11 protein-coding genes and 1 pseudogene are annotated in these 16,284 nt (G+C 37.7%); 8 read left to right on the top strand and 4 right to left on the bottom strand.

Translation table 11 applies throughout. The features are described from left to right. The first annotated feature begins 25 nt into the window (after nt 1-25). From MIC7126_RS27965 to MIC7126_RS29585, 4 genes and pseudogenes are all read left to right on the top strand, one after another. Nucleotides 26-1,167 (top strand): annotated as a pseudogene (locus tag MIC7126_RS27965) (IS4 family transposase). A gap of 101 nt (nt 1,168-1,268) precedes the next feature. Then, nucleotides 1,269-1,841 (top strand): vWA domain-containing protein, encoded by a 573-nt coding sequence (locus tag MIC7126_RS0119795; RefSeq protein ID WP_026100396.1) that lies wholly within the window; start codon nt 1,269-1,271, stop codon nt 1,839-1,841. After that, the gene (locus tag MIC7126_RS0119790; RefSeq protein ID WP_026100395.1) at nt 1,838-3,202 is read left to right on the top strand and encodes a CHAT domain-containing protein; all 1,365 of its coding nucleotides are present in this window, start codon (nt 1,838-1,840) and stop codon (nt 3,200-3,202) included. Before MIC7126_RS0119795 ends, MIC7126_RS0119790 begins: the two co-directional genes overlap by 4 nt. Before the next feature lie 10 nt (nt 3,203-3,212). Further along, nucleotides 3,213-6,392: an AAA family ATPase gene (locus MIC7126_RS29585; protein WP_017654897.1), complete on the top strand. Its 3,180-nt coding sequence runs from the start codon at nt 3,213-3,215 to the stop codon at nt 6,390-6,392. 547 nt (nt 6,393-6,939) lie between these two features. Here the strand turns inward: MIC7126_RS29585 and MIC7126_RS0119780 are convergent. Next, on the bottom strand, nt 6,940-7,515 hold the full coding sequence (locus MIC7126_RS0119780; RefSeq protein WP_017654896.1) for a hypothetical protein: 576 nt from the start codon (nt 7,513-7,515) through the stop codon (nt 6,940-6,942). Nucleotides 7,516-7,566: 51 nt separating this feature from the next. On the opposite strand from MIC7126_RS0119780, the gene MIC7126_RS0119775 reads away from it, so the two are divergent. The 3 genes from MIC7126_RS0119775 (at nt 7,567) to MIC7126_RS0119765 (ending at nt 11,900) form a co-directional block, all read left to right on the top strand. After that, the gene (locus MIC7126_RS0119775; protein ID WP_026100394.1) at nt 7,567-9,429 is read left to right on the top strand and encodes a hypothetical protein; all 1,863 of its coding nucleotides are present in this window, start codon (nt 7,567-7,569) and stop codon (nt 9,427-9,429) included. A gap of 67 nt (nt 9,430-9,496) precedes the next feature. After that, complete coding sequence (locus tag MIC7126_RS0119770) at nt 9,497-10,762, top strand: IS701 family transposase (RefSeq protein ID WP_017651096.1); 1,266 nt, start codon at nt 9,497-9,499, stop codon at nt 10,760-10,762. After that, entirely contained in the window at nt 10,713-11,900 is a 1,188-nt protein-coding gene (locus tag MIC7126_RS0119765) for a hypothetical protein (protein WP_338010320.1), read from the top strand. The genes MIC7126_RS0119770 and MIC7126_RS0119765 overlap by 50 nt, the downstream gene beginning before the upstream one ends. Before the next feature lie 17 nt (nt 11,901-11,917). Here MIC7126_RS0119765 and MIC7126_RS0119760 read toward each other — a convergent pair whose 3' ends face one another. The 3 genes from MIC7126_RS0119760 to MIC7126_RS0119750 all read right to left on the bottom strand — a co-directional run bounded on the left by MIC7126_RS0119760 (nt 11,918) and on the right by MIC7126_RS0119750 (nt 15,119). Further along, on the bottom strand, nt 11,918-13,060 hold the full coding sequence (locus MIC7126_RS0119760; RefSeq protein ID WP_017652111.1) for an IS4 family transposase: 1,143 nt from the start codon (nt 13,058-13,060) through the stop codon (nt 11,918-11,920). Between the two features lie 163 nt (nt 13,061-13,223). Further along, a complete protein-coding gene (locus MIC7126_RS0119755; RefSeq protein ID WP_017654895.1) occupies nt 13,224-13,982 on the bottom strand; it encodes a nucleotide-binding protein in 759 nt (252 codons plus the stop codon). A 762-nt stretch (nt 13,983-14,744) separates the two neighbouring features. Beyond that, nucleotides 14,745-15,119 (bottom strand): hypothetical protein, encoded by a 375-nt coding sequence (locus tag MIC7126_RS0119750; RefSeq protein ID WP_017654894.1) that lies wholly within the window; start codon nt 15,117-15,119, stop codon nt 14,745-14,747. A 362-nt stretch (nt 15,120-15,481) separates the two neighbouring features. Between MIC7126_RS0119750 and MIC7126_RS0119745 the strand changes: the two genes are divergently transcribed. Continuing rightward, nucleotides 15,482-16,237 (top strand): MarR family transcriptional regulator, encoded by a 756-nt coding sequence (locus tag MIC7126_RS0119745; RefSeq protein WP_017654893.1) that lies wholly within the window; start codon nt 15,482-15,484, stop codon nt 16,235-16,237. Nucleotides 16,238-16,284 lie beyond the last annotated feature (47 nt).

Here is a 16,284-nt window from a genome sequence, read left to right as displayed (position 1 = left end):
TGTCAATAAGACCTACTTAATGATAATGTTAGCTATATTGTACCAAAAGCACTTAAAAAGTCAATTGAGTTTAGCAGAATATCTGTTGCTAAAAATTTTGATACATCTGTTGCAGTCAATCAAAGAAGTAACTTTAGAAAAATTAGCGAATGCGCTACCTTTGGGAATTAAATTTGAAAGCAGAAGAAAAAGAATACAAAGATTTTTATCATTACCAAATCTCACAATTGAAAAAGTTTGGTTGCCAATTATTCAAGAACTAATAGCAAACTACTTCCAGAATGAAAAAATTATTTATATAGCAATTGATAGGACTAATTGGAGTCGGATAAACTTATTAATGGTCAGCGTGATTTGGGATAAAAGAGCCATACCAATATATTTTAGTTTGCTGCCCAAATTAGGTAGTAGTAATCTCACGGAACAGCAGAAAATATTATCGCCAGTTATAGCAATATTGAAAGATTATAAAATCTGTGTGTTGGGGGATAGAGAATTTTGCTCGGTAAAACTAGCAAAGTACCTTCAGAGCAAGGATGTATATTTTTGTTTGCGATTGAAAAAGATGAATTTGTAGAAATTAAACAAGATATGTTTATGGAGTTAAGCAGTTTAGGATTAACTCCTGGAGTATCTTTTTTTATCAAGGGAGTTAAGGTAACAAAGACTCAGGGTTTTATCAGTTTTAATGTGGCTGGTAAGTGGCAACGTAAAATTAACGGAGTAGCACCCAAAGAAGCATGGTTTATTTTAACAAATTTTGACACCCTAGAGTCAGCAATTGCTGCTTACAAAAAGCGATTTGATATTGAAGAAATGTTTAGAGATTTCAAAACAGGTGGCTATAACTTAGAAAACACTAATGTTCAAGGTGAACGTTTTATTTCTCTAGTTTTGTTGATAGCGATCGCTTACACCTCTGCAACAATTAATGGTCAACTTATTAAACGCAAAGGAATCCAAAAATATATAGCTCGGATTAAAGAAAGGAGTCGTTCTCAACGGAGACACAGTAGTTTTTATATCGGCTTATATGGTCAAACATGGGTACATTTCAAGGATAGCTGTATTGATTTAGTCACACAATTAATGAGAATTAATCGTAATAAGTGGAAGCATTATCAACAAGGTTTAAGAGCCATGAAGCTTATTGAATCTATATTGTAGCTTATTTCGTCTCCCCTTCAGGTAATAATCAGCAGCATCTCATATTATTACCCACAGACTTATATCGCTATCGCCGCGCCCCCGTTGCAGAACAAATGCTGATGTTGGTACTTGACCACACTTGTTTAGAAAATTGCAACTGGCAAGAAATTTTACTACTTTATCTTAGTTGGGCATACGTGGAACGAGCAAGTATTTGCTTGATACAAGTGGGAGCAAAAAATGCGCGTCACCAGTTACAAGCAGAAAAAGTTATGGCGCAAAGTATCCTTACTCCTCGAATTGATGAAGGTATTAAAGCCGGAAAGGGTAAGGCGACACCGCTAGCGCATGGTTTATATTTAGCTTTGCAGACTTTACGCCATAGCTTAGAACACGGACGCAGCACAGTACAACAAGTATTACTGCTGGTAATTAGTGATGGACGCGGGAATGTAACTTTAACAGCTAGTCAGACAAAGCGTCCACCACAAAAAGTGAAGCGAGAAGGTATTGAAGACGCTTTAAATATTGCTAAGAACATCGCTAATTTTGCTAACTTTCATGATATCCAAGCTGTTTTACTTAATCCTCAGTCTAAAGCTTACCCTGATTTGCCTTTAGAACTAGCAGAAGCTTTGGGCGCGAAAATCGTTGATATTCCATTGTGGGATACATCGGAGGTGGAACAGTGAAAAATCTGCCGCCTATTTCACCTGGAAGTAGGTCATTACCTGGAGGAAATTCCCCAGAAGAAATGTTGCGAAAAAAAAAGCTCCAAGAGTTAGAAGATATCAGCAAAATAGAAACAACCAATAGTAATAAAACCAAAGATGATATTACTTTTACTGCTCAACTAACTAATAAGGATGATCCAACAGTAGTGCATTTATATGTGATTGAGGAAGATAATAAATATCGAATTAGATTCTATAATGCTTTGCTACCTAAAGAAGGTTTTCAAGAGATAAAAGAGTTAAAACCTCCCAGAAAATTTTTTAGTAGATTAAAAGATGAATATATTCACTATACTGACAAAGATATTAATGCAGAAATATTAGAATTACATCGGCAAGTATCAGCAGATGTCAAAATTTTTTCTCACAGAAGACAAGCCGCCAAAAAAATTCATGAGTGGCTGCAAATATTAGAGAAAAAACTCCATTTAAATCAAGAGAAGTTATCATATATAGTTATCAACGATCGCACAAGCTTTGAGATTCCTTGGGAAATTCTAGAATTACCAAATAATCAATATTTAGGTGCATCATTTGTCACTGTGCGCTGGCAAGATATTAGTAGTAAATATACAGAAGATAAAGATATAGAAGCGGTTAACGAAGAATACACAAATGAAGGTAACTTATTACCAGTTAAAAGACCAATTTTCAAACATGAAAGCTGTTCTGGTCAAATTGTTGGCTGTATCAATAAAGAATTTAGAACTGCTAACTTAGAAGAATCAGTTATCAAAAAATATGGTAATTCTTACAAAGAGTGTCAAAATATTAATGATTTTATCGAAGTATTAAATGATGCTAGTGCTGAGATTTGTCTTGCTTTCATTTCCTGTCATGGATATTATGAAGATAATATTTATGAGATGAAATTAGTCGCAAGAGATGACCAAGAAGAAGCCTACGAAATATCTTTAAACCTGATTTATAGATATAAGTTTAGCAGCTTTAAAAAACCCAGTATCATTTTTATGAATGCTTGCCACTCTGGTCGTCTGGGAAAAGATGAGTGGCAAGATAGCCCAGAGTATTTTTTGACTGGTTTTGCAACTTTTTTCTTAGAAAAAGGAGCAAGCGGAGTAATCGGTACTTTAGGGGCAGTACTGGACGAATATGCAGCAAAATTTACGGAAAATTTCTTTGAAAAATGCCGAGAATACCCAAAACTACCAGCAGCCGAAATACTCAAAAAAATGAGAGAAGACGCTGTTAAAAACTATAAACCGACTGACCCTGAGAGCGAGTTTATTTTCCTGATTACTTTTATGTATGTGTATTATGGTAATCCGCTGACTGTACTCCAACTTCCTCAAATATAAACAGAGTGCCATGTCTGAAGAACAGCAACTACCCATATCCATTAAACCAATTATCAACTATCCCCAAGAAGCGCAGGTTGATAAAACTTATTTAATGACCATTGATTTGGAACTATCTGGGGATGGGGAGTGGCAATATCAGGAAGAGGAATACCCAATTACTTGCATGTTGGAAACTTTACCGCGATCGCTATTTAGTAGCAAGCCTATGGGGGAACCAACATTAGTCCTACACCGTTTCGGCGGGACTTACGGCCCTGCAAAATTTCTGCTTAAGGCAGCATCAAAGGAGATACAGGGGAAGATAAAAATTACATTAGTAAATTCTTGGGGTATAGAGCTTCAGGTGCTAAATTTAGCTGGTATCAATGTTAGGAAAACAGTACCTGGCGACTCAAAACCTATTGGCATTTACAAATCAGCTGCATCTTTGGAAACAAGCTGGAACCCTTATATAGTTGGTACTCCCATACAAGAACCAGAAAGGTTCTTTGGGCGAGAAAATGTGTTTCAACTTATTGAAGATTATCTCAACCTAGGCACACGAATTATTGTTTTACATGGTCAAAGACGCATAGGGAAGTCATCTGTATTGAAGATGATTCCCATTTTTAATAGACTTGAGGATTTTGTATTTGTCGAATTTGATTTGGCTGATAAATCTAAGTTTCCGCTAATTAATATTTTACATCAACTAGCAACAGCGATTGTTGACGAACTTAGTTTATATGAGTTGACCCTACCGACATTAGAAGAATTAGAAGACGAGTTAAATACTTTTTATTTAAAATTTTTACTACAAGTTTATGAGCAAATAAAAGATAAAAAATTAGTACTTTTGCTTGATGAATTTGATGTAATATTTTCCAGCAGAGAACCAAATTTTTTAAGTTATTTACAAATACTTTTGAGTCAACAAGAAAAATTATATATAATTCCTGTAATAGTCAGTTTCAGTAATATTCCAAGCATTTTCAACTTGTTCAAGAGTGTGCCTAGGTACAAAATTGATTTACTTGATGAGATAAGTGCTATACGGCTAATAACTAAACCTGCTGAAGGATTATTAGAGTATAGCCGGGACGCAATCCAAACAATTCTACAAATATCGGCAGGACACCCATATTTTACCCAAATAATCTGCTTTATAATTTTTAGACAAGCCAGATATGAAAACAACTTGCAGGTCACAGCAGAAGATGTAGAAAATATTATAGAACCAGCAATGGAGATTGCTGAAGGCGGTTTGGCATGGATGTGGCAGGGATTATCAATTACAGAACAGATAGTTTTTGCTGCTGTGGCAGAGGCTCAACAAATAGCCATTGAGCAAAACCAAGAATCGCCTGAAGAGCCATTAAAATTATTAGAAAAATTTGGAGTTATCCCAACAGATTCACTCATTCAAGCATCTGAAAACTTGGCAGAAAATGATTTCTTAGATGACACAAAATGTCGGGTAAAAGTGGAATTTGTTCGTCGTTGGTCGATTGAAAGTCATCCACTAAAACGAGAGATAAGTAATCTGGAAATTCTTGGGCAAGAATACTGGAAAAGTCTACGAGATGCAGCAAATACCTTGCATCTACAAGGTAACACAGCTAGAGCATTAATTCTTTACGAGGATATTTTGAAAATTAATCCTAATCATTTTAGTACTGTCTTAGATTTAGCGGAGGGCTACTCAAGATTAGGAAATTATGAGAAGGCTGTGGAATTTTACGCTAGAGCTTACCAATTTGATTCATTAAGAAATAAGGATGAGTTTGTGCGATCGCTCCTAGCTTATGGCCGTGAATTGATCACTCAAGGGAAAATCGACCAAGCACAAGAACAATTTACCAAAGTTTTGCAGATAGAGCCAAACAATACACAAGTCCAAGAGTATCGCCTACAAGCAAGAACTGAGGCGCGTCACTCAAATCCCTTCGTTGTCGGAGAGCCAGTTCCCCCAGACAGATTTTTTGGGCGGATAAATGAGATTACAACGGCGTTTGAGCAAATCAATAACGGCGGTAATTTGTCGATTTGGGGTGGACCAGGAATGGGTAAATCTTCCTTTTTGGATAAACTCGCAGATCCACGAGTATTGCAACAATATTTACACAAATCAGAGGATGCGATCGCCCTCCGATTCAACTGCGAAGTCGTTGAGCCTTTCACCCCCGCCGGGTTCTGGCGAGAAATTTTGCTCGCAGTAGCTGCAAAATTGGCGAATGAACCCACACTACAAACAGAAATTGACGCATTAATCACCACAGAACCAGCAAAAAGAGACAACCTCCAACTAGCTTTAAAAAAGCTGGGAGAACACAATAAATTTTTGTTGTTACTAATAGATAACTACGACCACGCTTTGCGAACTAACGAGCAATATACAGAAGCACAAATGGACGCTTTTGTCAAAGATTGTCGTTACCTAGCTAACGCCGCCACCGAAAGAAAATATCTTTCAATGGTGGTGAGTTCACTCCAGCGCCTCAGCGAACTTGGACCTAAGCAAGACCCGAAAGTTTCACCTTGGTTCAATCACTATCTCTTCTTATCTCTCAAGCTATTTTCCCAGCGCGAAGTCGAGCAAATACTTAAAGCTAATATTCCCCAAATTAGATACTCTTTACAAGAGGCGATCGCCGAAATTTCTGGCGGACATCCATATCTTGTACAAATTGCTGGTTTTATGGTTTATAGACAAATAATCAACCCAACCCACTTTGATAAGCAAGCATTTGCTGATGAGTTTGAAAATAGAACCAGACAGATTTTTCAAAGTATGTGGAATCGATGCTCAGAAATAGAACAAAGCTTATTAATGTTAATGGCTTTATCTGCTATCAATGGTCGCCTACATAAAAGAATGCGCTTTGATTTAGGTGGTATTGACTTAATCTTTAACCAAAGAGATCGAGAATTCACCAGCCTCAAAGAACAAGGTGTAATTATTCGCACAGAAAATGTTGGCAAATATGCTTTTAGTTCCTCCATTATGGAACGTTGGGTAATGCAAGAAATTTGGCAGAGTGACGACCCAACATTAAAAGGAAGAGAAAAAGTATTGCTCAATATAATGAGTCGTCAGCAAGTTAAGAAAGTTACAACAGCTATGGATTGGTTATGGCAGCATAAAAATCAAGTACCTTCTATTTTAGAATGGTTTGCCAAAGTAGTAAGTGCTTTTGAAGGAATCTAAGATCAACTAAACAGCCTCTGTACAGAAATTGTGAAATTAGCTATAGGCAAATAACTTAAACTGAACTCCCCTTATCCAAAAAGAGCTAACTCTTTTTTAGAGCGACTTTCAAGCTTTTTTGAATTGCTCTTACTGGGTACAAATTGTCAAAAGGGTTTGCGTGGAGAATTTGAGGCGTTCACCCCCAATTTTAGCTTACCTTAGTTGTACCAATACTTCCAGAGCTTACACGGGTATGCTTATATTTGCGCTTAGAGCCAGGTTGATTGCCTAGCAAGGGTTTAAGGGCTGTTTAGTACATTTGCACCGGGGGAAGTTGAGCTTAAAAAAGCGAAAATCTGACTATGAATACAAAAGACAAGTAGTTTCTTGCAAAATCTCGAAATACCAGGTAATTAACAATACTTGCATTTATACTTTTTGATATACGGGTAGACAAAGATATAAAGGGAAAATACGATTTTTATTGCTAGCAGTTTCAAATAAAGAATTCATAAAATCTGGCAGGGAGTGAAGTAGATATTACCCTGCACAGTTTTTATTTGAGTTAAAAATTATGATGCATTGGATTGTACCCTTGCTGCTGATAATAATCATCCGGTTCAATATCAAGTGGAAGAGAGTCAATATCTTCACCGTTGCGGATGTCTTGAGACATCTGCTTGAGGTTATATCTACGATTTTGAGCAGCACTACGACGAGAATTCATCAAATACTCACCAAAGTTTTGACCCCTAGATTTCCATTCCTCAGACATTTTATTAAAATCAGCAACTTCCTTTTTTTTATTAAATTCGATTTCCATCAAATAACTTTCTCGCAATTGCAGCTGATGAAGTGCGTATTCCACATACTCTGGCTTGAGCGACCCATCAGGATTAAACTGCTTTTTATCTTTCTCACTGAAAAGGTCATAAGCAGTATACTCCACCCACAACTCAGGGTCTGTTTCATCTAATAACTTTAATCGCTCATATTCTGTCTTGAGTGTCACAGCATAATCATCAATTGATGCCTGGTTGATATCTTTAGCTAATCGTTCATTTATATAATCTTCTCTTAAAGTGCCGTCTGCGTTAACTTTTTTTGTATTTAAATAAAGCCAGCGCTTTAACCTTGACATATTAAAACCCTCACAAATTTAAAAACTTTTTGTCCACAAATAAATTAGAATATGACACTCACATTCAAGCACTTTGACACCAGATTAAATCAATGGTCATATATTCAAGGAGATACCAGCAATTCCAACTCAATTCTAACTGAGAAATTGGATAACACGCTGCTAGAATTCTTATTCCCTGACAAACAGTTCTCCTTTGGGCAAATGGACGAACATACAAAGGCAGAAGACCTGAAGAACCATCCAGATAGTCATGTTCTGCTATTTTCGTCTAAAACACGACTACTTTATGGGCTACAAGAATGTTTGGAAGTAGTTGAAAAACTATGTCCGGACCGCAAGGATAGAGGTGCTTATGGTTCCATATTTCTTGGAGAGTGCAAAAATGCAATTAATGAGCGATTGAATATTCTAGTAGTAGATGATGCCACTGGAGAAAATGGAGGAATACTAAATAAGGAAGATGCTTGGAAATTAGTTGGAGATTGCTACGGTCAAATTGCGACTGACTTGTACAACAAACTAACAAAAAAGCAAGAAGAACAAGATAAAAGTTATCGTGTAATCCAACATCGTTTTGGATGGAGAGAGGGAGACGGAGAAGACACCAAATTTCGCTTTGGCAAAGGAACACTGCGACCCCACAACTTAACCCAGTTAGAGTATGCAAACCCGAATAACAAACCCAAAATAGACCTGATTATTCCCCTGTCAAGCTTCAAAGGTACAGACAAAGATAATCCCTCTAGTCCAATTAAACCGCAAATCAAGCCAGGTCTTTACAATCAAACTATTTGGTTAGGTGAAAAATCGCAGTCCCAAAAGGGGAAGACTGCGATTTCTCAGATGTTGGCTTCTTTTCCTCAAGGTATCAAGGACTTTGCAGAAGAACTAGAAAAGCAAGCCCAAGAACTTACCGAAATTCAGAAAGACCCCAGAAAAGTTGCACAATTGTATTGCGAAAAGTACGAAAAACGCAAGGCATTCACTGAACAACAAAAAGTTTCCCTAGAACAAGCTATCGCTGACCTTGTGGCAGATGGAACACTTGAAAAACAAGTAAAATTATCCACCACTAATCTTAACCAAGATGAAGAATTAGATACAGATGATTTGAATGAAGATAATGCTAAATATGAAAAAGATGATTTATTAATGTACAAAATTATCAAGGCAGACTTACTCGGTCATGCCCAAATTTTGGAAACTGAGAAAGTTAGACAAGAACTAAGTCGATTTGTGCAAAATGAATGGCGAGATATTGCCATTGGTCGCACCCTCACCTTTGATAGAGGCATGATTATTCCCTCTAAAGAACTCAAAAACGGTGAAATCTGTGTTCCTTGGATGAATGAGGGAGAAAAAATCCTGAATTTCCGTTCTCCCTTCCTCAATTCCAATGGTTTGTGTGTCTCCCTCAATAAATATGTTGAAGATTATTTAGGGCCAGATGGTAAATCTTTGGAAGGTATCATTGTAGTCAACGACGAAGACCACAAGCGCATACTCGCTAGAATTGACGCACTCAAAGCACTCTCGATTGCAACCGAAGAAATAGACCCAGCAGAAACAGAATCAGAACGCCAAGGTCGTGATTTTGATGGTGACTGTATTGGTGTAGAACTGGCAAGTAAATATCCCAATTTTACAGCAGAAGCAGAGTACAGAAATATTCCTGAAAACGCCTATGCTCCTACAGTTAAGCTAAAGAAGCAATCCTTTTACAGAGAAGATGGTACACAGCCAGAATTTGAAGAAATTGCTATCCACATGAGTGATAGCATCAGCGTTGGCATCATCAATAACCATGTTACAGCAATAGAAGCTTTGGAGTCAGAAATTGAAATTTTAAAAACTTATGGTACTTTGCAACAACAAGCAGAGTATGTAGACCAAGTATCTAACGGGACTTAAGCAAAAAAAGAGAGCAAAAGAGGTTATAATGCAGATATAGCATAGGTTTCACGTTAAAATAAGCCTGATGAAAGAGACAACTCCCACAGCCATGCCCCCATGCTTTGAAAAATGGTGTCAAAGGTTTGATGATGTATTTAATCATCAAGCGCAAAAAAGGGAGTTCAGACATTATTTAGGGGGATTATTGGGGGAAAGTGAGAGAAAAAACCTGTTACAGATGGCAGGAAACGCCATAGGGGTGAATTACCATAGATTACACCACTTTTTAACAGATGCACCTTGGTCGGCTAAAAAGCTGAATGAAAGACGCTTGGAGGTAATGAACAAGTGTAGTCAAACTAGAATTAATCGGGGATTTAGCTTGATAATTGATGATTCAGGGCATAGGAAAAGTGGTAACTTGACTGAAGGAGTTGGAAGACAATATATTGGAGAAATCGGTAAGACTGATAATGGAATAGTAGTGGTAACAAGTCATTTATATGATGGCAGAAAAAGCCTACCATTAGATATAGAGTTATATCAGCACGCTGATTCATTACCACAGGGGAAACAAGACCCATTATTTGAGAAGAAAACCGAGATAGCAATTAAGTTAATAGACCAAACAAGAGAGCGAGGATATCAACCAGGAATAGTAATTGTAGATGCGGGATATGGTAACAATACATCATTCCTATTAGAACTAGAAAAGCGAAACTTAAAGTATTTAGGAGGAGTAGCCAAAAATCGGAAAGTCACAATTAGTAACCAAGGAAATTATCAACAAACAATCAGGCTAGATGAATTAGCACAGACGTTGCCCCAAGAAGCTTTTAGCGAAATTAAACTCAAATTAGATAAATCCCGAACAGTGTGGGTAGCAACAAGACTTGTAGAGATATCACGTCTAGAGGGACAGCGAAGTATAGCTATCGTGATGAATGCTGATACTTTCTCAAATGCCACTGATATCGACTATTTTATCACTAATGTTTCTACATCTGTTGTCACTCCAGAATGGATAGTCAACACCTATTCTCAACGAAATTGGGTGGAAGTTTTCTATCGAGAAGCCAAAGGCTTTCTCGGATTAAAAGAATATCAAGTCCGAGATAAAACTAGTCTCATACGACATTTTATCCTGGTTTTTTGTGCCTATACTTTTATTCTTTGGCATCAGCTGACTGGGGGTTTGAGACGTAGGTGGGCAACTAAACCTTTGAACACTTTTACTGATGCTTTAGAAGCGTTTAGAACAGCGATTTCTTTCCGTTTTTTTGAATGGCTAACCATTAATCGTGACGTATTTGCCTCTCATAAAGCCAGTTTCGGCTTTATTTGGGCTTAATTTTTGTTTAAGTCCCGCTAATCACTATAAAAAATTAGTCGCCCTAGAAAATAATCAAAAAAATCCTCAGCCTATTAGAGAAAAATATAGAGAACAGATACAGGAATTTCTGGAACTGGAATCAGTTCAAAACAGAGATTATGAAGTGATAGAAAAGGCGATGGAAATTAACCGCATTATGTATCGCCAAATGATTGAGGAGGCTTGCTTTCAAAATCAAATTGCAGTTGATTTATTCAAAAGTGCGAAGAAACCAGATATGCAGATTATTGCTGAAAATAAGCGCTATCTATATCGAGATGTTAATTATATTAAAGACAAAAAATTATCCTCCGTCTATCTCAGTGAAGGTGTCACTACTACTGGCTACTCTCCGGTAGAACTGCTGATCAACCAAACCAACAAATACTTCCAAGAATCTCAACTAGAATCACGTCCTATTGTTCAATTTCAAGATTTATTTAAAGGTGTAGAATTCACTCCACAACAAAAATATCAAGCTATATTAGCGAAACAAAAGTTTGATGATAAATTCAATGAAGCCACAAGACTAAATAAGCGCCGAGAGACAGAGCAAGGACCTTACGCGCTTGTACAGACTAGCAGTGGCGCACAAATTGAAATCACTAACCTGACTCGCTACGGACATCCTGAAATTTGGAACAGTTCAATACTCAACATTCGCCTAGAAGAAATACCAGAGAAATACCGCTCTCCAGAACGTCCTCATACACTGCTAGCAGTAGCACAAATTAATGGGGAGATGGAGAATGGAGAACCCAAATTTCGCAAATTAGGAACAGTCAGTCAGCAATCTATAATTGACTACAAATTGAAGTCTGGAATGATAACTGAGAGAGCCACATTAGTCGAACTCAAGCCTGAACTTAAGGAAAGCCAAACCAAACTGCTGTTTCAAGAGGCTTATTTATTGGCTGAAAATTTCTACATCTCCATCCCAGAAGACCAAAAACTATCAGCCGCCGCAGCTACCTGGAGCATATCCGCTTCTCGTCAAGACGAATTGGAACAAGGGGATAATTCACACTTAAATACTCGAAAAAAGGTATCAAATTTCGTTTTTGCAGCCTTTGGAGATGAAATAGTTTCTCGACTAAGTGAACTGCAATTTACCTGAAGGGGAGACGAAATAAGCTACAATATAGATTCAATAAGCTTCATGGCTCTTAAACCTTGTTGATAATGCTTCCACTTATTACGATTAATTCTCATTAATTGTGTGACTAAATCAATACAGCTATCCTTGAAATGTACCCATGTTTGACCATATAAGCCGATATAAAAACTACTGTGTCTCCGTTGAGAACGACTCCTTTCTTTAATCCGAGCTATATATTTTTGGATTCCTTTGCGTTTAATAAGTTGACCATTAATTGTTGCAGAGGTGTAAGCGATCGCTATCAACAAAACTAGAGAAATAAAACGTTCACCTTGAACATTAGTGTTTTCTAAGTTATAGCCACCTGTTTTGAAATCTCTAAACATTTCTTCAATATCAAATCGCTTTTTGTAAGCAGCAATTGCTGACTCTAGGGTGTCAAAATTTGTTAAAATAAACCATGCTTCTTTGGGTGCTACTCCGTTAATTTTACGTTGCCACTTACCAGCCACATTAAAACTGATAAAACCCTGAGTCTTTGTTACCTTAACTCCCTTGATAAAAAAAGATACTCCAGGAGTTAATCCTAAACTGCTTAACTCCATAAACATATCTTGTTTAATTTCTACAAATTCATTCTTTTTCAATCGCAAACAAAAATATACATCCTTGCTCTGAAGGTACTTTGCTAGTTTTACCGAGCAAAATTCTCTATCCCCCAACACACAGATTTTATAATCTTTCAATATTGCTATAACTGGCGATAATATTTTCTGCTGTTCCGTGAGATTACTACTACCTAATTTGGGCAGCAAACTAAAATATATTGGTATGGCTCTTTTATCCCAAATCACGCTGACCATTAATAAGTTTATCCGACTCCAATTAGTCCTATCAATTGCTATATAAATAATTTTTTCATTCTGGAAGTAGTTTGCTATTAGTTCTTGAATAATTGGCAACCAAACTTTTTCAATTGTGAGATTTGGTAATGATAAAAATCTTTGTATTCTTTTTCTTCTGCTTTCAAATTTAATTCCCAAAGGTAGCGCATTCGCTAATTTTTCTAAAGTTACTTCTTTGATTGACTGCAACAGATGTATCAAAATTTTTAGCAACAGATATTCTGCTAAACTCAATTGACTTTTTAAGTGCTTTTGGTACAATATAGCTAACATTATCATTAAGTAGGTCTTATTGACAAAACTAGACCTACCTTTTTCTATCACAAAACGCTACCCATCTTATACACCAAGCTTTTTAGGCTGTTTCGTCTCCCCTCCAGCACCAACTGTCATCACCAGTCGCTTGGAATTAAGGAGAATATCTAGAGGATTTTGATTAAGCGGCCTGACTTGTTGCTGCATTTTCTAACCCCAACAAACAAGCTGCAACCAAGACGTTTTGTTCAAATTCCTTAAGCCAAGCTGAAACACGAGATTTAACAACAATGTTGGCTTCTTTGCTCTCTAAAACTGCACTAAAAGGCAAGTTTTTTTCATCAATATAATCATAAGGTTTGAAAAACAAGTCGGGCATCAGAATTTCCATAGCCCCAGCTGACAAAAGTTTGGTACGAGTTTCAGAGTCTTGATATCGCTCAAACTTATCGGCTTCTCCATGAAACAGATTCTTCACAACTACATAATCCACGCGATCGCCACAATACTCATGAAGGACACGCAGAATATTCACTGAGTCTTTTACCCTGGACAATACGTTTACCATAGTGACTCTGTAGCCCAATTCTTTAACTGCATCAAAAACGCCCAAGTCCTTCTCGAACTCTTCAAAAAACGCGCCAGATTGGGCTGGTAAGTCAACCAATGCTAGTGGGAGACGTTCACTTTCCAAGTCTACCAACAAGTCGTCGGCACCACCTCTAGTAAAAATATCCAGCAGCTTTACTCCAGGTTCCACCGAATTATAGTGTCTGTATAATTGAGCATTGCGATGATCCGAATCGTAAGCCAAATACTTCAACTTTTTGTTGATATATAGCTGAAGTAATCCTCTAGCAAATGTGGATTTACCCACACCTCCTTTATCCCCAGTAATAATCACCACTCGTCCTGTCTGCTGAGTCGTATTCTCTGTCATCTGTTGATTATTCCTTTTTATAGCCATGTTTAATGAAATCAACTTAGTCAATAAATAAAGTAGAGATAGATTTGAAGTAAACTGCATAAGTTACCGTTTATTCACATAAACTTCTCTTTACTCCACCAAACTCGATTTGTGCCAAAGTATTTACTGATTCTTTCTCAGTTTCACACTTCACTCCCTAACTCAATAAGTATCATTTGATGGAAAAAAATACGCATTTTGATACAATTCTGTTTTTACACCAAATTGCAAATTCTATATAACAAAACCTCTACATCACCTTTTTTCAATTCCACATTGCAGACATAAGTTACATTTTCAGGCTCATCCCCCGCAGTCACAGCATCCAGATCGTTAACTAGTTACGGATGATTATTTTTACGAATAAAAAGCATTGACGTTCAGTGTATGCGTAGATATACAGAGGACGGCTTCTCAAAGGGTAAAGTAAATTAGGGTATACCAGGCTTGCAAGACCCCAGACTGCACCTCCAACTGAGCATCTCTAAAATTTTCACAAAGTTATCAGGGATACAGCCATTACGAACTGACTGAAGTAATAATGTTAACTTGGTAGACTATGAGTTTATACCTAAAATCATTTGACCATCCCCACACAAAATCTTTACCATGCAAGTATTTTGGACTGACGAACATGGGGAGCATCCAATCGGATCGCTGGAAAATAGGATGTGAGCAGGTAACAAGTACACATATTATCCCTTATGTTCGCTTATACCGTGGGATTGCTATGGATCACACTGCTGATGACATCCATTCACTTGTCCCAGTAGTTTTGCGCTCTTCTAGGAAAGAATGGGCAATCAAGTTAAGGATTTCAACTTTTTCTACAGGAGAAGCAGTAGATACAAGCTTTTGCAGGCTTACACCCGGTTTCGCCCCAAGCAGCTGAGACAAGTACCATTCCCTTGCTTCCATAGGAACAGCCCCTAACAATGCTAGAAACTTTCTAGTTCCCAAGTCAGCCTTTCCCTTACGGAATCTGGAAATTAGTACCTCGGAAACTCCAGCTTGCTTGGCTACAACCTTTGCCGAAAGGCTGAACCTATCAAACATCTCGTCAAATAGTTGCTGGTAAAGAGAAGTTTCCTCTGTTACAAAATTTTGCATTGCTAGCTAATTATAGGATTAGTTATCTGTTATAGTATGCGGTATTTAGGGAGAACGGTATGAGGATTTTTGAAGATATGGATAATTAAATGATAACAAGGGACTTTCTCTTTTCAAACCCAGTCAACACATGACTTAAAACATAACATCTGCTTTTCTCGAGTAGAGCCTAACTTCGGCTAATACTTGCTTTGACGACACTTTTGAGGGCGTAGGTTCAGAAAGTTTCGGCATACATCAAGTTGCACCTGAAGTTCCTAATCGCCCTGCTCTTTATTTCTGTGCGTCAAATAGCTGGTATTTGAAATAGCCCCTGTCTGGGGGGACAGGGGCTGAAGATTTTTTTGCTGATTAGGAAAATAATGACACAAAACAGTTCAAAAATTCAAGGTAAATTTTACCCACTCCAGCACGAAGAATGGCTGAAAGCCTGCCGAGAATTAACGCCAGCACAGAAAGATGTGCTGTACTACATTCGCACTCTCGACCCTTATGGCGACGGGGTTGAGTTGTCTGTTTCTGGGATAGCTAGGCAACTGTCAACAGAGAATAAAGAAGTACATCGCTCTACAGTTAGCCGCGCTCTCAAAGCCTTAGATGACAAGGGATTTGTTGACCTTGAACTACTGAAAGTCAAAGTCAAAATTTTAGCTGGGGGGCTTCATTGTTGCGATGAGACAACAGTGTTGCCTACAGACAACACTGTTGCCTACAGACAACAAGCGCGATCGCTACGCAACAAGCGTGATCATGACGCAACAGACGCGATCGCTACGCAACAACCGAGTTCTGAAAGCCTTGCCCAGAGCCAATCTTCAGATCCTAAGACTTATTCAGACTTTATTCAGACTCTCTCAGAAGAAGAGCGAGCGAGTTTTTTGAATTTTTGTGTGGAAAAAACCAAAAATCTTAGTCAGCCAGTGAACGACATCGAAGCTTGGTTAGCTCACAAGAACAAAGCCGGAAAAAATCGCTGGGAGGTTTATTACGAAAAATTCTTGGATTCGCAGCATTCTTCATCCAAAAAATCGAGAAACAGCCAAATTGCGAAAAAGCTTCAACAAGAAATTGAGGAACAACGGCTGCAAGCCATTGAAAACTTGAGAGGCAAAACATGAGTCAACTACCTACACCTCTGCCTGAATCTGCGTGTATGCGCGATCAC

It is taken from the genome of Fortiea contorta PCC 7126, from assembly GCF_000332295.1.
Lineage (GTDB): Bacteria > Cyanobacteriota > Cyanobacteriia > Cyanobacteriales > Nostocaceae > Fortiea > Fortiea contorta.
The sequence above is the reverse complement of the archived record's forward strand: the minus strand, read 5'-3'. Positions and strand labels throughout refer to the sequence as shown.